The sequence below is a fragment of the Streptomyces sp. NPDC048295 genome (genome assembly GCF_040652135.1).
Lineage (GTDB): Bacteria > Actinomycetota > Actinomycetes > Streptomycetales > Streptomycetaceae > Streptomyces.
The window spans coordinates 81813-103428 of record NZ_JBEZLL010000010.1; the positions used below are offsets into that span (position 1 = coordinate 81813).

Consider the following 21616-nt stretch of genomic DNA (forward strand, 5'->3'; position numbering starts at 1 on the left):
ACGCGGCACATCCCGTCGGGTGCGCGGCACATCCCGGGTACGGACGGCTACGGGCGGAGATACCGGGTGCGCGGCGCATCCCGGGTACGTGGCACATCCCCGGTGCGCAGCCGCACATGCCGGTGCCCGTCCAGCGGCCACGGCGGCCGTGCCGGAACCACCTCCACGAAGCCGTATCCGCTCTTCTCCGCGACCCGGCAGGACGCCTCGTTGTCCATCCGGTGCAGCAGCTCCAGCCGCGTCAGCCCGTCCCCGGCGAACGCCTCGAACGCCCAGTCGCCGAGCGCCCCGAGGGCCAGGACCGCGACCCCGCGGCCGCGGGCGGGCGCCGCGGTCCAGTAGCCGACCTCCGCGTTCCCGGAGCCCGGTGCGGGGTACTTCAGCGCCACGTTGCCGACCAGTTCACCCCCGCGATCGCGGTCCACCACCGCGAAGCTGACGTAACGGCCGGACTCCCGGCCCTCCTGACGCACCCGCAGCCACCGCTCCGCCTCCGCCTCGTCCGTGACCTGCGACCGCAGCATGGTGCGCATCCCGGGGTCGCGGTACGCCTCGATCAGTGCCGGGAGGTCCTCGGCCAGCCAGGGCCGGAGCAGCAGCGGGCCGGCCGAGAGGGTGGTGGTGACGGCATCGTCGTTCATCCGGACACCGTACGGCTCCGCCGTGCGCGACGACCCGTGGGGCGGCAGGGGTTCCGGGCCGGGCCCGTGAGGGGCACCCTGGGGGAGACCCACCGGCGATCCGAGGCGGTGACATGTGCATGGCGATCGATAGGAGTTCGTGCGACTGGCGGTTCGACTCCGGTCGGCCCTGCCTCGACCTGGTGGCGACGGGGATCGGGACCACCGGCGCATGTGAACTGCTCGACGGTGCCGAACGGCTCGCCGACTGGCTGGTCGCCACCGGACTCGTACCGGGCGGCACCCGGCTCGACGCCGTGGACGAGACCTGGGTGGCGCGCTTCCGGCAGCTGCGCAGTGGTGTCGACCGGCTGCTGACGGCCGAGCTCGGCGGCGGCGGGGCCGGGAGCGCCCTGGACCGGGTCAACGAGCTCGCCGCCGGGGCGCCACCGGGGCTGCGGGCCGTGCGCGGCAGGGGCGGCAAGCTGGTGCGGGCGCTGAGCGCCGATCCCGAGTGCGGGGAACTGCTGGCCGCCGTCGCCCGCGACGCCGTGGAACTGCTCACCGATCCCGTGGCGCGCGCCGGACTCCGCCGCTGCGAGGCCGACAACTGCCGCCGCTTCTACCTGGACACCTCACGCGGACACCGGCGGCGCTGGTGCTCCAGCGAGGTGTGCGGGAACCGCGAGCGGGTGGCCAGGCACCGGCGCCGGGTCGCGGCCGTGTCGGGCGCCGGTGCCGACGCGGTCCCGGACGCGAGCCCGGCGTAAAGAATCCCGGCCGGTTTGAACGGATCGCGGCCCGCCCGCGTATTCGATGACCGAGGAGCTCCACAGGGCCGACCGGGAGGTGCGGGTGCGCAAGGATGCGGCCGTGGCCGACGACCGTCCGCGCAGGGCTCGGCATCGCGGCGGGCCGCCCCCGTCGGCGGGGGCGCCCGCACCCCCGGAACCCCCGCCGGAGCCTTCCGGTGCCCCGGACGAGGAGCTGATGCGCGCGCTCTACCGCGAACACGCCGGGCCGCTGTTCGCGTACGTGCTCCGCCTGGTCGCCGGCGACCGCCAGCGCGCCGAGGACGTGGTGCAGGAGACCCTCATCCGCGCCTGGAAGAACGCCGCGCGGCTGGGCGGCGCCACCGGATCGGTCCGACCCTGGCTGGTCACGGTCGCCCGGCGCATCGTCATCGACGGCCACCGCAGCCGGCGGGCCCGGCCGCCCGAGGTCGATCCGTCGCCGCTGGAGGCCATGCCCGCGGAGGACGAGATGGACCGGGCGCTCTGGCTGATGACGCTCTCCGACGCGCTCGACGAACTGACTCCCGCGCACCGGGAAGCCCTGGTCGAGACGTACTTCAAGGGCCGCACGGTCGGTGAGGCGGCCGATGTGCTGGGCATACCGAGCGGGACGGTGCGGTCCCGGGTCTTCTACGCACTGCGTTCGATGAAACTCGCACTGGAGGAAAGGGGGATCACGGCATGAACGACGACCACGACTGGGAGCCCTTCGGCCTCCGGCCGACCGGCCCCTCCGTCCCCGCAGCCCCCTCCGACCCCTTCAGCCCCTTCGGCCTCGGCGCCCCTGACCGCCCCCGCAGCCCCGGCGAGCCCCGTCGTCCCCGCGGTCCCCACCACCACCGCCGCGCCGACGACCCCTCCGGGCACGACGCCGCGGGTGCGTACCTCCTCGGGGTTCTCGACGAGGCCGAGACCTCCGGCTTCGAGGCGCACCTGGCCGGGTGCGAGCCGTGCGCCGACCGGCTCGACGAGCTGGCCGGCCTGGAACCCCTGCTCGCGGCGCTCGCCGAGCCCCCGGCCGCCGTGCCCGCCGCCCGCCTCGTCCCGCACGTACCGGGCCAGCCCGGCCCCCGCGTGCTGGAGCGGCTGGTCGGCGAGGTGGCGGCCGGGCGGGCCCGGCGCAGGCGCCGGGCCGGATATCTGGTGGCGGCGGCGGTGGCGCTGATCATCGGCGGCCCGGTGTTCGCCGTCCTGGCGAGCGGCGACGACGGCCCGTCCACGCGGGCGGCCGGCCCGTACCCCACCGGCTCCGCCGAGGACGCCCTCCCCGACCGCATGCCCGAAGAGGTGCGGGCCACCGACCCCCTCACCGGGGTCGACGCCACGATCGGCATGGCGGGAAAACCCTGGGGCACCAGCACCGTGCTGGAGCTCAGGAACGTCACGGGCCCGCGGAAATGCACCCTGGTCGCGGTGTCGAGGACCGGCGAGGAGGAAGTCGTCACCTCCTGGTCCGTACCGCAGGGGGGATACGGCGTCGCGGACTCCCCGTACCCGGGTGCGCGCCGCCCTCTCCGGGTCCAGGGCGGCACGGCCATGGACCGGGGCGACATCGACCACTTCGAGGTGCGTACGTCCGACGGCGGGCGGCTGGTCGAGGTGGATGCCTGACCGAGACCGGCGGCGGACCATTTCGATACGCGCGGCGGGTGCGCGGCGGGTCCCCCTTCGCATAAGGTTGACGGCTGCCCAATGCACGTCAGAAGGGGGCCTCGGTGGCCGCGCAGGATGCCGCTGTCGATTCGTTGCGGGACCGGGAAATCGGTGTCGAGCAGGAACATCTCGACCGTGTGTACCACCGCCTTGAGGAGAAGATCCACGAGGCGGAATTTCTCATGAATGACGCCGTCAAGCGCGGCCAGGTCGGGACCCCTGGAGCGCTCGCCGAGCGTGACGCCCAGGTGTTCCGGGCCGGAATCCACCTCAACCGGCTGAACAGCGAGTTCGAGGACTTCCTCTTCGGACGGATCGATCTGCTGCTCGGCAAGGACGGCGAACGCGGTCCGGACGGCGCCTACACCTCCGTCGAACCCGCCGACGACGCCGTACGCGAGGACCTGACGGCCGATATCGCGGAGACGCTGCACATCGGCCGGATCGGGGTCCTGGACTCCGACTACGCGCCGCTGGTCATCGACTGGCGCGCCCCGGCCGCCGCGCCGTTCTACCGGTCGACGCCGAAGGAACCCGGCAGGGTCGTACGCCGCCGGGTCATCCGCTCCAAGGGCCGCCGGGTCCTCGGCGTCGAGGACGACCTGATGCGCCCCGAGCTGACCGCGTACCTGGGCGGCGACAAGCTGCCCGTCATCGGCGACGGCGCCCTGATGGCGGCGCTCGGCCAGGCCCGCAGTCACACCATGCGGGACATCGTCTCCTCCATCCAGGCCGAACAGGACCTGGTGATCCGGGCCCCCGCCGCCTCCGTCACCGAGGTCTCCGGCGGCCCCGGCACCGGCAAGACGGCCGTCGCCCTGCACCGTGCCGCGTACCTCCTCTACCAGGACCGCCGGCGTTACGCGGGCGGCATCCTCGTCGTCTCGCCGACCCCGCTCCTGGTCGCGTACACCGAGGGGGTGCTGCCCTCGCTGGGCGAGGAGGGGCAGGTCGCGATCCGCGCCGTCGGCTCGCTCTCCGACGAGGCGGCCGGTGTCGAGGGCGCCACCACCTACGACGAACCCGCCGTCGCCCGGATCAAGGGCTCCTCGCGGATGCTCCAGGTACTGCGCAAGGCCTCCCGCGGTGCGCTGGAACAGCCCGGTACCCCTCGCAGGGCGGCGGACCGGGACGGCCAGCTGTCCTTCGGCGACGAAGCGGACGGAGCCGGGGGAGCGGACGGAGCCCCGGCCACCCCGACCCGGCTGCGGGTCGTCGCGTTCGGCGCCCGCGTCGAGCTGAACGCCGACGAACTGCACCGCATCCGGCAGTCCGTCCTCGGCGGCACCGCCCCGGTCAACCTGCTGCGCCCGCGCGCCCGCAGGATGCTCCTGGACGCCCTGTGGAACAAGTCCTCGGGCCGGGGCCGCTACACCGACCCCGAACTCGCCGCCGAACTGCGCTCCTCCTTCGACGAGGACGTCTCCACCGAGACGGTCTTCCTCGACTTCCTGAACGCCTGGTGGCCCGAGCTCACCCCGCGCGGGGTGCTCGCCGCGATGGCCGACGAGAAGCGGCTCGGCCGCTGGGCCCGCCGGGTCCTCAACCAGGGCGAGGTGCGCCGCCTCGCCCGCTCCCTGAAGCGGCTCGACCGCGAGGGGAACGGGCCGCTGTCCGTGCACGACGTGGCCGTTCTCGACGAGCTCCAGACGCTGCTCGGCACACCGCACCGGCCGAAGAAGAAGCGCGAGCTCGACCCGCTGGACCAGCTCACCGGTCTGGAGGAGCTGATGCCGCAGCGCGAGGAGACCCAGCGCGAACGCGCCGAACGGCTGGCGGCGGAGCGTACGGAGTACGCGCATGTCATCGTCGACGAGGCGCAGGACCTCACGCCCATGCAGTGGCGGATGGTCGGCCGCCGGGGCAGGCACGCCACCTGGACGATCGTCGGGGACCCGGCGCAGTCCTCCTGGTCCGATCCGGACGAGGCCGCCCGCGCGCGCGACGAGGCGCTCGGCAACCGCCCGCGCCGCCGCTTCACCCTCACGGTCAACTACCGCAACCCGGCGGAGATCGCCGAGCTGGCCTCCAAGGTCCTGGCGCTGGCGATGCCCGGAATGGAGTCACCGTCCGCGGTCCGCTCCACGGGGGTGAAGCCGCGCTTCGAGACCGTACGGGACGGCGACCTGGCCGCCTCGGTGCGCGAGGAGGCGCGGCGGCTGCTCGCCGAGGTCGACGGCACCGTGGGTGTGGTCGTCGCGATGAACCGCCGGGCGCAGGCCCGCGCCTGGCTCGCGGAGCTCGGCGAGCGGGTGGTGGCGCTGGGCAGCCTGGAGGCGAAGGGCCTGGAGTACGACGCCACGGTGGTCGTCTCGCCCGCGGAGATCGCCGACGAGTCCCCGGCCGGGCTGCGGGTGCTGTACGTGGCGTTGACGCGTGCGACGCAGCAGCTCACGGTGGTCTCGGGGGAGCGGGACCTGCCCGACGAGGACGGTGTTCCGGACCTGCTGAGGGACTGAGGCGGGGCCGGGCGGAAGCGGTGGGGACCGCGGGGCGGACTGATTTCCGGGTCAACCTGTGCTGTGGGGAATCACTTCTTCGGGGTCTTTGTTAGCCTGGTGTCGGCACCGGCTCGATCCAAGCCCCCGGGCCCAACCTTCGTCGCTACGAGCGACCACTTGCCGCGAGGCGAGCATGGCGGGTCGGTGCCGTTCGACCCAGAGACAGACCCGTGTCACCTCCAGGTGGCGCGGGTCTGTTCTTGTTTGCGGAGCCTTTGCGGAGCCCGTTCCCGTGCGGGAGGTGCCCCATCTCACGGGCCTGGCCGGTAACGGATGTGTCCGGGTCCGTTCGGGGGTTCCGCTGAAGCGGTCATATCTCGTATGGTGGAAACTACTTTCCGAAGAGTGGCAGTCATTACCGGCTACCGGCCAGTAGGTGCGACGATCGGGAAGCGTGTCCGAGGGCGAGCGCCCCGGTCGCGCGGCAATGAAGCTAAGGAAAGCGAAGGACTCGGCCATGGCAACGGCGCCCAGCGTCTCGTACTCGATGACGGTCAGGCTGGAGGTGCCCGCGAGCGGCACAGCGGTCTCCCAGCTCACCACGGCCGTGGAGTCCTCCGGTGGATCGGTCACCGGCCTCGACGTGACCGCCTCCGGTCACGAGAAGCTGCGGATCGACGTCACCATCGCGGCCACCTCCACCTCGCACGCCGACGAGATCGTCGAGGGCCTGCGCGACATCGAGGGCGTCGTCCTGGGCAAGGTCTCCGACCGTACGTTCCTGATGCACCTCGGCGGCAAGATCGAGATGGCGTCCAAGCACCCCATCCGCAACCGTGACGACCTCTCGATGATCTACACCCCCGGCGTGGCCCGGGTCTGCATGGCCATCGCCGAGAACCCCGAGGACGCCCGTCGCCTCACCATCAAGCGCAACACCGTCGCAGTCGTGACGGACGGCTCCGCCGTGCTCGGTCTCGGCAACATCGGCCCGATGGCCGCCATGCCGGTCATGGAGGGCAAGGCGGCCCTCTTCAAGCGCTTCGCCGACATCGACGCCTGGCCGATCTGCCTGGACACCCAGGACAGCGACGCCATCGTCGAGATCGTCAAGGCGATCGCCCCAGGCTTCGCGGGCATCAACCTGGAGGACATCTCCGCACCCCGCTGCTTCGAGATCGAGGCCCGGCTGCGCGAGGCCCTGGACATCCCGGTCTTCCACGACGACCAGCACGGCACCGCGATCGTCGTGCTGGCCGCGCTGACCAACGCGCTCCGCGTGGTGGGCAAGGGAATCGGGGACGTACGGGTCGTCATGTCCGGCGCCGGAGCGGCCGGTACGGCCATCCTGAAGCTCCTCATCGCCGCGGGCGTCAAGCACGCCGTCGTCGCCGACATCCACGGCGTGGTGCACGCCGGCCGCGAGGACCTGGTCTCCGCCGACGCCGACTCGCCGCTGCGCTGGATCGCCGACAACACCAACCCGGAGTCCATCACCGGCACCCTCAAGCAGGCCGTCGTGGGCGCCGACGTCTTCATCGGCGTCTCCGCCCCGAACGTGCTGGACGGCGCCGATGTCGCCGCGATGGCCGACGGTGCGATCGTGTTCGCGCTCGCGAACCCGGACCCCGAGGTGGAGCCGGCAATCGCACGTCAGACGGCCGCAGTTGTCGCCACCGGGCGCTCCGACTTCCCGAACCAGATCAACAACGTGCTGGTCTTCCCGGGTGTCTTCCGCGGTCTGCTGGACGCCCAGTCCCGCACCGTCAACACGGAGATGATGCTCGCCGCCGCGGGCGCCCTCGCCGACGTGGTCGCCGAGGACGAGCTGAACGCGAACTACATCATCCCCTCGGTCTTCAACGACCGGGTCGCGGGCGCGGTCGCCGGCGCGGTCCGGGACGCCGCGAAGGCGGCCGCCGGCGGCGTGAAGGGCTAGGGCCTCTCGCCCGGATCGGGGAGCGGGGCCCCGGGGCCTCTCGCCCGGACCGGCCCGGGGCCCGAGTGCTCCGGCCCGGTCCCGGTCCGGACGTAAAGACACCAGGGCCGGTCCGGCCTCCGGCGCGTCGCGGTTCGCCGTGCCCCAAACGCCCCTTTAGGGTGGGCGGGCGGCGCGTCCCGCCAAGGCCCGCATCCGCTGCGGAACGTTTTCGGGGAGTCGACGGAACGTCACCACGAAGAGGCAGTGGCGCTTTTCGTGTGACTCCGGAGGGTGCCGGATTGGCGTTACCGCCGCAGGTGGGGGCAGGATGCGTAATCGGGCGCGAGGGTCTGACGACAGACCCGGGTCCGGGGACTGTCCGAGGGCCCTGGCAGCATCGGCTTCGATCTCACGCCTCACAGGCAAGAAGAACACGGGAGTAACAACATGAACCGCAGTGAGCTGGTGGCCGCCCTGGCCGACCGCGCCGAGGTGACTCGCAAGGACGCCGACGCCGTGCTGGCCGCGCTCGCCGAGACCGTCGGTGAGATCGTCGCCAAGGGCGACGAGAAGGTCACCATCCCCGGCTTCCTGACCTTCGAGCGCACCCACCGTGCCGCTCGCACCGCTCGTAACCCGCAGACCGGCGACCCGATCAACATCCCGGCCGGCTACAGCGTGAAGGTCTCCGCGGGCTCCAAGCTCAAGGAAGCCGCCAAGGGCAAGTAAGCCCCACAGGCGCGACGAAGGGCGGTCACCCCACCAGGGTGACCGCCCTTCGGTGTACCGGCCCGAGAGGCCCCGTTCTGGGCCTTTACGGCCCAGTAGTGAGGAACCGGGACCCGGCAGGCGGGTGAACGGGGCCCTCGAAACGCGGAACGGGGGCCCGGGGCAGTGCCCCGGGCCCCCGTCAGCAGCCGTCCGGCGCCCGGGGTCTCAGACCAGCGCCCCGCCCGGCAGCTCGACCTTCGCGCCCAGCTTCTCCAGCTTCTCCATGAAGTTCTCGTAGCCGCGGTTGATCAGGTCGATGCCGTGCACCCGCGACGTGCCCTGCGCCGCCAGTGCGGCGATCAGATACGAGAAACCGCCGCGCAGGTCCGGGATGACCAGATCCGCGCCCTGGAGCCGCGTCGGCCCGGACACGACCGCCGAGTGCAGGAAGTTGCGCTGGCCGAAGCGGCAGTCGGAGCCGCCCAGGCACTCGCGGTAGAGCTGGATGTGTGCACCCATCTGGTTCAGCGCGGAGGTGAAGCCGAGCCGCGACTCGTACACCGTCTCGTGGACGATGGACAGACCCGAGGCCTGCGTCAGGGCCACCACCAGCGGCTGCTGCCAGTCGGTCTGGAAGCCGGGGTGCACGTCCGTCTCCAGGGCGATGGCGTTCAGCGCGCCGCCCGGGTGCCAGAAGCGGATGCCCTCGTCGTCGATCTCGAAGGCGCCGCCGACCCGGCGGAAGGTGTTGAGGAAGGTCATCATCGAGCGCTGCTGTGCGCCCCGTACGTAGATGTTGCCCTCGGTGGCCAGCGCCGCGGACGCCCAGGAGGCCGCCTCCAGGCGGTCCGGGATCGCCCGGTGCGTATAGCCGTCCAGCCGGTCGACACCCGTGATCCGGATCGTCCGGTCGGTGTCCATCGAGATGATCGCGCCCATCTTCTGCAGTACGCAGATGAGGTCCTCGATCTCCGGCTCCACGGCCGCGTTGGACAGCTCGGTGACGCCCTCGGCGAGCACCGCCGTCAGCAGCACCTGCTCGGTGGAGCCCACCGACGGGTACGGCAGCCGGATCTTTGTGCCGCGCAGCCGCTGCGGGGCCTCCAGGTACTGCCCGTCCGCCCGCTTCTCGATGGTCGCGCCGAACTGCCGCAGCACGTCGAAGTGGAAGTCGATCGGACGGCCGCCGATGTCGCAGCCGCCGAGCCCCGGGATGAAGGCGTGGCCGAGCCGGTGCAGCAGCGGGCCGCAGAAGAGGATCGGGATGCGCGACGAGCCCGCGTGGGCATCGATGTCGGCGACGTTCGCGCTCTCCACATGGGTCGGGTCCAGAATCAGCTCGCCCGGTTCGTCACCGGGCCGGACCGTCACGCCGTGCAGCTGAAGCAGCCCCCGGACCACCCGCACGTCGCGGATGTCGGGCACATTGCGCAGCCGGCTGGGCCCGCTGCCGAGCAGCGCGGCGACCATCGCCTTCGGCACCAGGTTCTTGGCGCCTCTGACGCGGATCTCGCCCTCCAGCGGGGTTCCGCCGTGGACAAGCAGGACATCGTCTGTGCCGGTCATGAATCTCGCGTTCCGGAGTGGTCGGGCAGGGGCCAAACGAAAGAGTAATGGCCCACTACCCCCATTCCGTAAGAGAAGAGGGGGTGTACGAACGTCATGAATCCGCCACAACACGCTCTGCTTCCCCGGTCTTGCGGAGGGTTACCGTCCGCATGGTCCTCCGCAGAGCGCGCTCCCCGTGCACCCGTGCGCCCTGAGCTGCGCCGCGGCCCGTCCGGCGACCGGGCGGCCCACTTGGTCCCCGCGAGGAGCGAAGATGCGGGATCATTTCTGCCATGACCGAGGTGTCCTCGCTCACAGGGCGACTGCTCGTGGCCACACCCGCGCTCGCGGACCCGAATTTCGACCGCGCGGTGGTGCTGCTCCTCGACCACGACGAGGAGGGCTCACTCGGCGTGGTCCTGAACCGCCCGACCCCCGTCGGCGTCCGCGACATCCTCATGCCCTGGGCGGGCCTGGCCGGCGAACCGGACGTCGTCTTCCAGGGCGGCCCGGTCTCGCTCGACTCGGCGCTCGGCGTGGCCGTCATCCCCGGCGACGAGGGGCCGCTCGGCTGGCGCCGGGTGTACGGGGCGATCGGCCTGGTGGACCTGGAGGCGCCGCCGGAGCTGCTGGCCGCGGCGCTCGGATCGCTGCGGATCTTCGCCGGGTACGCGGGCTGGGGCCCCGGCCAGCTGGAGGCCGAACTGACCGAGGGCGCCTGGTACGTGGTCGAGTCCGAACCCGGGGACGTCTCCTCGCCGCGCCCGGAACACCTCTGGCGCGCGGTCCTGCGCCGCCAGCGCAGCGAACTGGCGATGATCGCCACGTATCCGGACGACCCTTCGCTGAACTGAAGCTCCGGGCTGTCGGTACCCTTGGCGGTTATGAGCACTCTTGAGCCCGAGCGCGGGGCAGGTACCGGAACCCTCGTGGAGCCGACGCCGCAGGTGTCGAACGGCGACGGCGACCACGAGCGCTACGCCCACTACGTCCAGAAGGACAAGATCATGGCGAGTGCCCTGGAGGGCACCCCCGTGGTCGCACTGTGCGGAAAGGTCTGGGTGCCGGGGCGCGACCCCAAGAAGTACCCGGTCTGTCCCATGTGCAAGGAGATCTACGAGTCCATGGGCGCCGGTGGCGACAAGGACAAGGGCAAGGGCGGCAAGGGCAAGAAGTAGCGGGAAGCGGGCCGGAGCCGTCCGGCGACCATTGCTCGGGGCCCCCGGGGCGCGCGTTCGACGCGCGCCCCGGGGGTCCTTTGCGTTGCACGGACTGCTTCACCGGGTCACAGAGTGGTAGAGACCACTTGTCGGCGTCTGCGTGCGCACCTACTCTCCTGCCAGTTGTGCAGAACGAAACGCACGTTGCGTATGTTGCAACGCCTACCGGTAGGGAATCCCGGATGAAGCTGTCTGCCCGAATTGCCGCCCCGGCCGCGGCGCTTGTGCTGGCGGGTCTCACCGCCACCGGCTGTGCGCCGCAGACCTCCGACACCGGAGCCAAGGGGGACGAGAAGACCGGCACGCTGCGGGTCTGGTTGTTCCAGGAAGTCGGCAACAAGCCCAAGGAGCAGGTCGTCGACGCGGCGGTCGCCGACTTCAAGAAGGCCCACAAGGACGCGGAGGTCGAGATCGAGTACATACCGGTCGACACCCGTGCCCAGCGCATCAAGGCGGCGTTCAACGACCCGAAGAGCGCCCCGGACCTCATCGAGTACGGCAACACCGACACCGCCGGTTACGTCAAGGACGGCGGACTCGCCGATGTGAGCGCCGAGTTCGCCGCCTGGGACGAGGCCAAGGACACCGACCCGACCGCCAAGCAGTCCGTGACGGTCGACGGCAGGATCTACGGAGCCCCGCTCTTCGTCGGCGTACGGGCGCTGTACTACCGCACGGACGTCTTCGAGGATCTGGGGATCGAGGCCCCCAAGACCCAGGCCGAGCTGATCTCCACCGCGAAGAAGATCCACAAGAAGAAGCCGGACCTGTACGGACTGGCGGTCGGCGGCGCGTACACCTACGGCGCGATGCCCTTCATCTGGGCGGCCGGCGGCGAACTCGCCGACGAGAACGGCGGTACGTACAAGGCGGCCGTCAACAGCGACAAGGCCCGCAAGGGCATCGAGGCCTACACCTCGCTCTTCGGCGACGACAACTGCCCGGCCGCCAAGTGCGCGGCCATGGGCGGCAACGCGACCGTCACCGCCTTCGCCTCGGGCAAGGCCGCCATGGCGATCGGCGGCGACTTCAGCCATGCGGCCGTCGAGGCGGGTTCGGTGAAGGGCAAGTACGCCGTGGTGCCGCTGCCCGGCGTCACCGAGGGCTCCGTCGCCCCCGCGTTCGCGGGCGGGAACAACATCGGCGTACTGAAGAGCAGTTCGCACCGCACCCTCGCCGTGGACCTGATGAAGTCGCTGACCGGCAAGCAGACGCAGATGAAGATGTTCGACGCGATGGGCTTCCTGCCGACGTACACCAACGTGCGGGTCGCGGCCGCGAAGAAGGATCCGTTCGTCGAGCCGTTCGTCAAGACGCTCGGCGCGGGCGCCAAGTTCGTCCCCGCCTCGCCGGCCTGGGGGCAGATCGACTCCTCGCTGATCCTGCCGACGATGTTCCAGGAGGTCGTCAGCGGCCGCAAGGACGTGGCGAAGGCCTCGGACGACGCGGCGAAGAAGATGGACGCCGCGTTCGCCGACGCGGGCTGATCATGGCCGCGAACAGTACGGCGTACAAAGTGCCCGGCACATCCGGAGCGGGCGGCACGTCGGGAGCGGGCGGCACCTCCACCCGCCCGCTCCGGCGGCGCCGTCCGGGCCCTTCCGCCCGCCGCTCCGGCTGGACCCCCTGGCTCTACCTCCTGCCCGCACTCGTCCTCCTCGGCGGGCTGCTCGTCTACCCGATCTACCAACTCGGCCTGATCTCCTTCCTGGAGTACACCCAGGCCCAGGTCAGCGGCGGTGAACCGACCACCTTCCAGGGCTTCGGGAACTACACGACGCTCTTCGGCGACAGCCAGTTCTGGCAGGTGCTCCTGGCGACCGTGGTCTTCGCCGCAGCCTGCGTACTGGCCACCCTGCTGGTCGGCTGCGCGCTCGCCGTCCTGCTGACCCGCGTCCGGGCCCTGCCGAGGCTCGCGCTGATGCTGGCCGCGCTCGGCGCCTGGGCGACCCCGGCGATCACCGGGTCCACCGTCTGGGTGTTTCTCTTCGACCCGGACTTCGGACCGGTCAACCGGGTGCTCGGGCTCGGCGACTTCTCCTGGACGTACGGGCGCTACAGCGCCTTCGCGCTGGTGCTCCTGGAAGTCCTGTGGTGCTCGTTCCCGTTCGTCATGGTGACGGTGTACGCGGGCATCCGGGCGATCCCCACCGAGGTGCTGGAGGCGGCCGCGCTGGACGGCGCCTCGCAGTGGCGGATCTGGCGGTCGGTCATGGCCCCGATGCTGCGGCCGATCCTTGTCGTCGTGACCATCCAGTCGATCATCTGGGACTTCAAGGTCTTCACCCAGATCTACGTCATGACCAACGGCGGCGGCATCGCGGGTCAGAACCTGGTGCTCAACGTGTACGCGTACCAGAAGGCGTTCGCGTCCTCGCAGTACAGCCTCGGCTCGGCGATCGGCGTCGTGATGCTGGTGATCCTGCTGGCCGTCACGCTCGTCTATCTGCGCCTGGTGCGGCGCCAGGGGGAGGAACTGTGAGCGCACGGACCATGCTGCGCGTCCGCCGGCCCGGCCGGCTGGCCGCCGAGGCCGCGGCCCTGCTGATCGCCGCCGCGGTCGCCTTCCCGCTGTACTGGATGGTGCTCTCCGCCCTCAAACCGGCGGGCGAGATCCAGTCCGCCGAACCCCGCCCGTGGACGCTGTCGCCGTCCCTCGACTCGTTCCGCCGGGTCTTCGAGCAGAACGACTTCGGGCGGTACTTCCTCAACAGCCTGCTCGTCGCCGGAACGGTCGTCGTCCTCTCCGCGCTGATCGCCTTCCTCGCGGCGACGGCGGTCACCCGGTTCAGGTTCCGCTTCCGTACCACGCTGCTGATCATGTTCCTGGTCGCGCAGATGGTGCCGGTCGAGGCACTGACCATCCCGCTGTTCTTCCTGATGCGGGACTTCGGCCAGCTGAACACGCTCGGCTCGCTGATCCTGCCGCACCTCGCCTTCTCGCTGCCGTTCGCGATCTGGATGCTGCGCGGCTTCGTGAAGGCCGTCCCGGAGGCGCTGGAGGAGGCCGCGTACATCGACGGGGCGAGCCGCACCCGCTTCCTGTGGCAGATCCTCTTCCCGCTGGTCTTCCCCGGCCTCGTGGCGACCAGCGTCTTCTCGTTCATCTCGACCTGGAACGACTTCCTGTTCGCGAAGTCCTTCATCATCAGCGACACCTCCCAGTCGACGCTTCCCATGGCGCTGCTGGTCTTCTTCAAACCCGATGAGAACGACTGGGGAGGGATCATGGCAGCCTCGACGGTGATGACCATTCCCGTACTGGTCTTCTTCGTACTCGTACAGCGCCGCCTGGTCTCGGGACTCGGCGGAGCAGTAAAGGACTGACGCCATGGACACGGCCAAAGACATGGACCCGACTCCGGCCCCGGCGCCCGCACACCTCGTCCCGGCACCCGTGCGCGAGGGTGGTGAAGGGGGGCCCGGCTTCCTGCTCGACGCGTCCACCACCATCACGGCTGCCCCCGGCACGGAGAACACCGAACGCTGGCTGCGCACCACGCTCGGCGCCGCCTTCGGCCTGCCGCTCGCCCCGCAGCCGGCTGCCGAGGGCGGCGAACACACCACGAACACCGTCCGGCTGGCAATCGACCCGGCACTGGAGCCGGAGGGCTACCGGCTGAGCACCGGGACCGGCGGGAGTGCCGAGATCACCGGCGGCAGCCCCGCCGGGGTCTTCTGGGGCGCGCAGACCCTCCGTCAGCTCCTGGGCCCCGAGGCCTTCCGCCGCGCACCCGTCGGTCCCGGCGCACGGCGCGCGATCCCCGCCACGGACATCGAGGACAGCCCCCGCTTCGCCTGGCGCGGCATGATGCTGGACGTGGCGCGGCACTTCATGGCCAAGGACGACGTCCTGCGCTACCTCGACCTCCTCGCCGCCCACAAGCTGAACGTCTTCCACTTCCACCTCACCGACGACCAGGGCTGGCGCATCGAGATCAAGCGCTACCCGCGGCTCACCGAGATCGGCTCCTGGCGGTCCCGCACGAAGCACGGCCACCGGGCCTCCGAGCTGTGGGACGAGACCCCGCACGGCGGCTACTACACGCAGGACGACATCCGCGAGATCGTCGCGTACGCCGCCGAGCGGCACATCCGCGTCGTCCCCGAGATCGACATCCCGGGCCACTCGCAGGCCGCCATCGCCGCGTACCCCGAACTGGGCAACACCGACGTCGTCGACACCACCGCCCTCTCCGTCTGGGACACCTGGGGCATCAACGCGAACGTACTCGCCCCCACCGACAACACCCTGCGCTTCTTCGAAGGCGTCCTCGAAGAGGTCCTCGACCTCTTCCCCGCCACCACCTCGCCGTTCATCCACATCGGCGGCGACGAATGCCGCAAGGAGCAGTGGAAGGAGTCGCCGGTCGCCCAGGCCCGGATCGAGGAATTCGGCCTGGCCAACGAGGACGAACTGCAGTCCTGGATCATCCGGCACTTCGACACCTGGCTCACCGCACGCGGACGCCGGCTGATCGGCTGGGACGAGATCCTGGAGGGCGGCCTCCCGGCGGGCGCCGCCGTGTCCTCCTGGCGGGGCTACGGCGGAGGCATCGCCGCCGCCGAGGCCGGCCACGACGTCGTCATGTGCCCCGAGCAGCACGTGTACCTGGACCACCGTCAGCACGGCGGCCCCGACGAGCCGATGCCCATCGGCTTCGTCCGCACCCTGGAGGACGTCTACCGCTTCGAACCCGTACCGGCGGGCCTCTCCGAGGAGGCGGCCCGTCACATCCTGGGCACCCAGGCCAATGTCTGGACCGAGGTGATGCAGAACCGGGCCCGCGTCGACTACCAGGTCTTCCCGCGCCTGGCGGCGTTCGCGGAGGTCGCCTGGTCACCGCTGCCCGCCTCCGCCGAGCGGGACTTCGCCGACTTCGAGCGCCGGATGGCCTCGCACTACGCCCGACTTGACGCCCTCGGCGTCGACTACCGGCCGCCGGGCGGCCCGTTGCCCCGGCAGCAGCGCCCCGGTGTGCTGGGCCGGCCCATCGACGGAGTGCCCCCGAACGTGTGATCCCGACCGCACCGGACCCCGGCCGGCACGCTCCGAAACGAGCGTGCCGGCCGGCGGTTTTTTGTCCGGAACTCGCCCTGCCGCAAAGGCCGCCGCACTACGCCGTGTCGTCAAGCCGCGTCTGCCGCGCGGCAGAGCGCCACGGTGGAGCAAGAGGAACAAGAGGAACAATCGGCGGCAAGGCGTGGTGAAGAGTCGCAATTCACACTCGGTGGCGAAGTGGGTCGAAGCATTCTGAAACGGGAACATTCCCCTGATCAAGGATGGATACGTCCTTCGTGGACCCTCGCGTCGGTCCGATCCGAAGATGTGCCAGAGTTGCCACGTCCAGGCTTTGAGCACGTACCGTACGGCGAAACAGCCGGACAGCCGGGACACCGGGAAGGGGCAGCTGGGTTGACCACGCACGCACCGCAGGCGACGCAGTCCGTGACGTTGCCGGCCTCGCTCGACGAGGCCGTGGCGGCGCTCGGCGCCATGCCCGCCGCCGTTCCCGTGGCAGGCGGCACGGACCTCATGTCGGCCGTCAACAAGGGGCTGCTGCGCCCCTCGGGCCTGGTCGGCCTGGGCCGGATCAGCGAGCTGCGCGGCTGGCACTACCAGGACGGCCACGCCCTGCTCGGCGCCGGACTCACCCATGCGCGCATGGGACGGCCCGACTTCGCCGCCCTCATCCCCGCCCTGGCCGCGTCGGCACGAGCCGCGGGCCCGCCCCAGATCCGCAACGCCGGAACGCTCGGCGGCAACATCGCCACCGCGGCCCCGACCGGCGACGCCCTGCCGGTGCTCGCCGCGCTGGAGGCCGAACTGGTCATCGCGGGCCCGGGCGGCGCCCGCCGCGAGATCCCGGTCTCGCACCTGCTGGCCGGCCGCGACATGCTCGAACCCGCCGAGCTCATCGGCTTCGTCCGGGTACCGCTGCTGCACGCTCCCCAGGTCTTCCTGAAGGCCACCGGCCGCACCGGCCCCGGCCGCGCCACCGCGTCCGTCGCGATCGTCCTCGACCCGGCCCGGCGCGGGGTGCGCTGCGCGGTCGGGGCCATCGCGCCGATGCCGCTGCGGCCGCTGGAGGCCGAGCGCTGGATCGCCTCACTGATCGACTGGGACGGCGAACGCGGCCTGGCCCCCGACGCGCTGGCCGCCTTCGGCGAGTACGTCGCCGCGGCCTGCATCCCGGACCAGGCACCGCCCGCCGACGGGGGAGAGGCACCACCGCTGCCCCCTGCCGTACTGCATCTGCGGCGGACCGTCGCCGCGCTGGCCCGACGCGCGCTGGGGAGGGCACTGTCGTGAGCAACGAGGACCGCAACGATCAGCACGGGCAGCAGGATCACCTGCAGCACGGGAGCTGGCAGCCGACGCCGCAGGGCGGCGAGTACGACGCCGACGCGACCGCCTTCGTCCACCTGCCGCCGGAGGACCTGGCGAACATCCCGCTGGCCGCGCCGGGCCAGGGCTACGTACCGCCGATGATCCTCCCGCTGACACCTGCGGCCGGGCTCGACCCGTCGGCCACGGGCAGCTGGGTCGTGCAGACGCAGAGCGGGCAGGAGCACGGCACGGGCGCGGAGCAGCCGGCACCCGAGGCGGTGCACTGGCCGGACCCGAACCAGCAGCAGGGCCCGTACGACTACGAGTACGAGTACCCGCAGCCCCCTCACGCCTCCCAGGTCCCGCAGGCGCCTCACGCCTCCCAGGTCCCGCAGGCGCCTCACGCGTCCCAGGTTCCGCAGGCGCCTCACGACGCGTACCCGCAGCAGCAGTACGGGGAGACGCAGGGGGTGGCCACGGGCCAGTGGAACTTCACCGAGTCCACGGAGTACGGCGTCCACACCGGCCAGGTCGGGCACGCGGGTCAGGTGGACTCGGCGGGTCAGGTCGACCACACCGGCCAGGTGGATCACACGGGTCAGGTCGACCACACGGGTCAGGTCGGCCACGTCGATCACGCCGGTCATATCGACCACGCCAGTCACACCACCCAGGGCGGCCACACCGGTCAGTGGACGATTCCCGTAGCCGACGGTGATCTCCCGGAGGAGTCCGGCGAATTCGCCGCCTCGGCCCTGGCCGCCCAGTGGTACGGGGACCGGACCCCTCCGGCCACGCTGCCGGGCGGTGCGCCCGCCCCGTGGGCGACACAGCAGCCGACTCCGGAGCCCGATCCCGTTCCGGAGCCCGTTGCCGAGGCCGTTTCCGAGGCCGAGCAGGCATCGGCACCCGAGGAGGCACCGGCACCCGAGGAGGTGCCGGCTCCCGAGGAAGCACCGGCGACGCCCTTCGACAACGCCTCTGCTTCGGACGAAGCACCCTTCGGGCATCGGGCGGAGCCCGAACCCGAGCCCGCGGCCGAGCCCGAGCAGCACTCCGCGGACCGGTCGCCGGACCCGGCGCCCGACGCTCCGCAGCCCGTGGCCGCCGCCGACGCCGCACCGGCCCCCTCGGCCGACACCACACCGCCGGAGCCACAGGCTTCCGAGCCGCAGGCTCCCGAGGCACAGGCTTCCGAGGCACAGGCTCCGGATGCCGAGCCGCTGGACCCCCAACCGGCCGCCGACCCCCAACCGGTGGACGACGCCCGGCCGGACGCCGCCACGCAGTCCACCGACCATGAGCCGGACGCCGATCTCCAACCGCTCGCCCTCCCGGACGAGCACCCCGCCGCCTCCTACGTCCTGCATGTGAACGGCGCCGACCGCCCCGTCACCGACGCCTGGATCGGCGAGTCGCTCCTCTACGTGCTCCGCGAGCGCCTCGGCCTGGCCGGCGCCAAGGACGGCTGCTCGCAGGGCGAGTGCGGCGCGTGCAACGTCCAGGTGGACGGCCGGCTGGTCGCCTCCTGCCTGGTCCCCGCGGCGACCGCGGCCGGCAGCGAGGTCCGTACGGTCGAGGGCCTCGCCGTGGACGGCGAACCGTCCGACGTCCAGCGTGCCCTCGCCAAGTGCGGCGCCGTCCAGTGCGGCTTCTGCATTCCCGGCATGGCCATGACCGTCCACGATCTGCTGGAGGGCAACCACGCCCCCAGCGAACTGGAGACGCGTCAGGCGCTCTGCGGAAACCTCTGCCGCTGTTCCGGCTACCGCGGTGTCCTCGACGCCGTCAACGAGGTCATCGCGGGCCGCGAGGCCGCCATCGACCCAGCCTCGTCGGACTCCACGTCCCCGGAGCCCGACGAGGCCCGCATCCCGCACCAGGCGGCCCCCGGCGCCGGTAGCGTCCAGTCCCACCCGCAGGACGGAGGCATGGCGTGAGCAACGACGCAGCCACCGCTGCCAACGCGACCAGCACACGGATCACCACCCCGGTGACCGAGGGCCCCGACACCGAGCCGCCCGCACTCGGCCTCGGCGTCTCGCTGCCGCCCGCCGACGCGCGCGCCAAGACCGAGGGCACCTTCCCGTACGCGGCCGACCTCTGGGCCGAGGGCCTGCTCTGGGCGGCGGTCCTCCGCTCCCCGCACCCGCACGCCAGGATCCTGTCCATCGACACCTCGGCCGCCGCCGGGATGGCGGGGGTACGGGCCGTCATCACGCACGAGGACATCCCCGGGGAGCGCGCGTACGGCCGCAGGATCGTCGACCGCCCGGTCTTCGCGTCCGATCTGGTCCGCCACCACGGCGAGCCGATCGCAGCGGTCGCCGCCGACCACCCCGACACGGCCAGGCTCGCCGCCGCGGCCATCGTCGTCGAGTACGAGGTCCTGGAACCGGTCACCGACCCGGAGAAGGCATTCGCCGCCGAACCGCTGCACCCCGACGGCAATCTGATCCGCCACATCCCGCTGCGCTACGGGGACCCGGACGTCACCGGCGAGGTCGTCGTCGAGGGCCTGTACCGCATCGGCCGCCAGGACCCGGCCCCGATCGGCGCCGAGGCCGGCCTCGCCGTGCCCCGCCCCGACGGCGGAGTGGAGATCTACACCGCCTCCACCGACCCGCACACCGACCGTGATCTCGCCGCCGCCTGCTTCGGCCTCGAACAGGAGCGGGTGAAGGTCGTCGTCACGGGTGTTCCCGGCGCGACCGGCGACCGCGAGGACCCCGGCTTCCAGCTTCCGCTCGGCCTGCTCGCCCTGCGCACCGGCTGCCCGGTCAAGCTGACCGCCACCCGCGAGGAGTCCTTCCTCGGCCACTCCCACCGCCACCCGACGCTGTTGCGCTACCGCCACCACGCGGACGCCGAAGGGCGGCTGGTGAAGGTCGAGGCGCAGATCCTGCTCGACGCGGGCGCGTACGGCGAATCCTCGTCCGAGTCGCTGGCCGCGGCGGTCGCGTTCGCCTGCGGCCCGTACGTCGTCCCGCACGCGTTCATCGAGGGCTGGGCCGTCCGTACGAACAACCCACCGTCGGGCCATGTGCGCGGCGAGGGCGCGATGCAGGTCTGCGCGGCGTACGAGGGCCAGATGGACAAGCTGGCCGCCAAACTCGGCATCGACCCGGTCGAACTGCGCCTGCGCAACGCCCTGTCCACCGGCGACATCCTGCCCACCGGCCAGACGGTGACCTGCCCCGCACCCGTCTCCGAACTTCTCACCTCCGTAAGGGACTTCCCCCTTCCCGCTCTTCCCAAGGACGCCCCGGAGGACGACTGGCTGCTCCCCGGCGGCCCCGAGGGCGCGGGCGAACCGGGTGCGGTGCGCCGGGGAGTCGGCTACGGGCTCGGCATGGTCCACATGCTCGGCGCGGAGGGCGCCGACGAGGTCTCCACGGCCACGGTCAGGGTCCACGACGGCATCGCCACGGTCATCTGCGCCGCGGTCGAGACGGGCCAGGGCTTCTCGACCCTCGCCCGCCAGGTCGTCCAGGAGACCCTGGGCATCGAAGAGGTCCACGTGGCGTCCGTCGACACCGACCAGCCCCCGGCCGGCCCGGCGACCCACGGCCGCCACACCTGGGTGTCGGCCGGAGCGGTGGAACGCGCCGCGAAGATGGTCCGCACCCAGCTCCTGCAGCCCCTGGCCCACAAGTTCGGCATGTCCACGGAGCTGCTGCAGATCGCCGACGGCAAGATCACCTCGTACGACGGCGTGCTGTCCACGACGGTCACGGAAGCGATGGACGGCAAGGAACTCTGGGCCACCGCCCAGTGCCGCCCCCACCCGACCGAACCCCTCGACGAATCCGGCCAGGGCGACGCCTTCGTCGGCCTCGCCTTCTGCGCGATCCGCGCGGTGGTGGACGTCGACATCGAACTCGGCTCGGTCCGGGTCGTGGAGATGGCGGTCGCCCAGGACGTCGGCCGGGTCCTCAACCCGTCCCAGCTGGCGACCCGTATCGAGGCCGGCATCACCCAGGGCATCGGCGCCGCCCTCACCGAGAACCTCCGCACCGCCCGCGGCCTGATCCGCCACCCCGACCTCACGGGCTACGCGCTCCCGACCGCCCTGGACGCACCCGAAATTCGCATCGTCAAACTCATCGAGGAGCGGGACGTGGTGGCCCCCTTCGGCGCCAAGCCCGCATCGGCGGTCCCCGTGGTGACGTCCCCGGCAGCAGTGGCCGCCGCAGTACGCGCAGCCACCGGCCGCCCGATAAACCGCCTCCCCATCAGACCCCAGGCGGCGGTGGCGGCCCCCAACTCCTGAGCCCTGCACGGATGGCGTGATCCGGGTTGCAGATGCAACCCGGAGATGCACAGTGTCACCACTGCTGACTAAGGTGAACCTCGAAGCTGAGCCGATGAGCTGGT

17 protein-coding genes are annotated in these 21616 nt (G+C 71.6%); 15 read left to right on the forward strand and 2 right to left on the reverse strand.

Annotation, left to right across the window (positions count from 1 at the left end):
- Window positions 1-47 precede the first annotated feature (47 nt).
- Window positions 48-641 carry a GNAT family N-acetyltransferase gene (locus tag AB0D53_RS17105; protein WP_362446608.1) on the reverse strand — a complete coding sequence of 198 codons (594 nt, stop codon included), beginning with the start codon at window positions 639-641 and terminating at the stop codon, window positions 48-50.
- 119 nt (window positions 642-760) lie between these two features.
- Between AB0D53_RS17105 and AB0D53_RS17110 the strand changes: the two genes are divergently transcribed.
- The 6 genes from AB0D53_RS17110 (at window position 761) to AB0D53_RS17135 (ending at window position 8158) form a co-directional block, all read left to right on the forward strand.
- A complete protein-coding gene (locus AB0D53_RS17110; protein WP_362446611.1) occupies window positions 761-1390 on the forward strand; it encodes a CGNR zinc finger domain-containing protein in 630 nt (209 codons plus the stop codon).
- Between the two features lie 79 nt (window positions 1391-1469).
- On the forward strand, window positions 1470-2099 hold the full coding sequence (locus AB0D53_RS17115; RefSeq protein ID WP_362447071.1) for a sigma-70 family RNA polymerase sigma factor: 630 nt from the start codon (window positions 1470-1472) through the stop codon (window positions 2097-2099).
- Window positions 2096-3025, forward strand: coding sequence for a zf-HC2 domain-containing protein (locus AB0D53_RS17120; RefSeq protein WP_362446614.1), 930 nt, complete (start codon window positions 2096-2098; stop codon window positions 3023-3025). Before AB0D53_RS17115 ends, AB0D53_RS17120 begins: the two co-directional genes overlap by 4 nt.
- Before the next feature lie 104 nt (window positions 3026-3129).
- A complete protein-coding gene (locus AB0D53_RS17125) occupies window positions 3130-5526 on the forward strand; it encodes a UvrD-helicase domain-containing protein (protein WP_362446617.1) in 2397 nt (798 codons plus the stop codon).
- A 499-nt stretch (window positions 5527-6025) separates the two neighbouring features.
- Window positions 6026-7447: an NAD-dependent malic enzyme gene (locus tag AB0D53_RS17130; RefSeq protein WP_362446620.1), complete on the forward strand. Its 1422-nt coding sequence runs from the start codon at window positions 6026-6028 to the stop codon at window positions 7445-7447.
- A gap of 429 nt (window positions 7448-7876) precedes the next feature.
- The gene (locus AB0D53_RS17135) at window positions 7877-8158 is read left to right on the forward strand and encodes an HU family DNA-binding protein (RefSeq protein ID WP_003968811.1); all 282 of its coding nucleotides are present in this window, start codon (window positions 7877-7879) and stop codon (window positions 8156-8158) included.
- 207 nt (window positions 8159-8365) lie between these two features.
- Here AB0D53_RS17135 and murA read toward each other — a convergent pair whose 3' ends face one another.
- The gene (gene murA, locus AB0D53_RS17140; RefSeq protein ID WP_362205375.1) at window positions 8366-9706 is read right to left on the reverse strand and encodes a UDP-N-acetylglucosamine 1-carboxyvinyltransferase; all 1341 of its coding nucleotides are present in this window, start codon (window positions 9704-9706) and stop codon (window positions 8366-8368) included.
- 275 nt (window positions 9707-9981) lie between these two features.
- Here murA and AB0D53_RS17145 point away from each other — a divergent pair, with 275 nt between their 5' ends.
- From AB0D53_RS17145 to AB0D53_RS17185, 9 genes are all read left to right on the forward strand, one after another.
- Window positions 9982-10542: a YqgE/AlgH family protein gene (locus AB0D53_RS17145; protein WP_072484143.1), complete on the forward strand. Its 561-nt coding sequence runs from the start codon at window positions 9982-9984 to the stop codon at window positions 10540-10542.
- A gap of 30 nt (window positions 10543-10572) precedes the next feature.
- On the forward strand, window positions 10573-10866 hold the full coding sequence (locus AB0D53_RS17150) for a DUF3039 domain-containing protein (RefSeq protein WP_362446624.1): 294 nt from the start codon (window positions 10573-10575) through the stop codon (window positions 10864-10866).
- A gap of 224 nt (window positions 10867-11090) precedes the next feature.
- The gene (locus AB0D53_RS17155; RefSeq protein WP_362446627.1) at window positions 11091-12395 is read left to right on the forward strand and encodes an extracellular solute-binding protein; all 1305 of its coding nucleotides are present in this window, start codon (window positions 11091-11093) and stop codon (window positions 12393-12395) included.
- A gap of 2 nt (window positions 12396-12397) precedes the next feature.
- Window positions 12398-13390, forward strand: coding sequence for a sugar ABC transporter permease (locus tag AB0D53_RS17160; protein WP_362446630.1), 993 nt, complete (start codon window positions 12398-12400; stop codon window positions 13388-13390).
- On the forward strand, window positions 13387-14235 hold the full coding sequence (locus AB0D53_RS17165; protein WP_362446633.1) for a carbohydrate ABC transporter permease: 849 nt from the start codon (window positions 13387-13389) through the stop codon (window positions 14233-14235). Before AB0D53_RS17160 ends, AB0D53_RS17165 begins: the two co-directional genes overlap by 4 nt.
- Window positions 14236-14239: 4 nt before the next feature.
- Window positions 14240-15928, forward strand: a complete 1689-nt coding sequence (locus AB0D53_RS17170) for a beta-N-acetylhexosaminidase (RefSeq protein ID WP_362446636.1) — start codon at window positions 14240-14242, stop codon at window positions 15926-15928.
- A gap of 396 nt (window positions 15929-16324) precedes the next feature.
- A complete protein-coding gene (locus AB0D53_RS17175; RefSeq protein ID WP_072484141.1) occupies window positions 16325-17221 on the forward strand; it encodes an FAD binding domain-containing protein in 897 nt (298 codons plus the stop codon).
- Window positions 17218-19179 carry a 2Fe-2S iron-sulfur cluster-binding protein gene (locus tag AB0D53_RS17180; RefSeq protein ID WP_362446639.1) on the forward strand — a complete coding sequence of 654 codons (1962 nt, stop codon included), beginning with the start codon at window positions 17218-17220 and terminating at the stop codon, window positions 19177-19179. The genes AB0D53_RS17175 and AB0D53_RS17180 overlap by 4 nt, the downstream gene beginning before the upstream one ends.
- Window positions 19176-21512 carry a xanthine dehydrogenase family protein molybdopterin-binding subunit gene (locus AB0D53_RS17185; RefSeq protein ID WP_362446642.1) on the forward strand — a complete coding sequence of 779 codons (2337 nt, stop codon included), beginning with the start codon at window positions 19176-19178 and terminating at the stop codon, window positions 21510-21512. The genes AB0D53_RS17180 and AB0D53_RS17185 overlap by 4 nt, the downstream gene beginning before the upstream one ends.
- The last annotated feature ends 104 nt before the right edge of the window (window positions 21513-21616 follow it).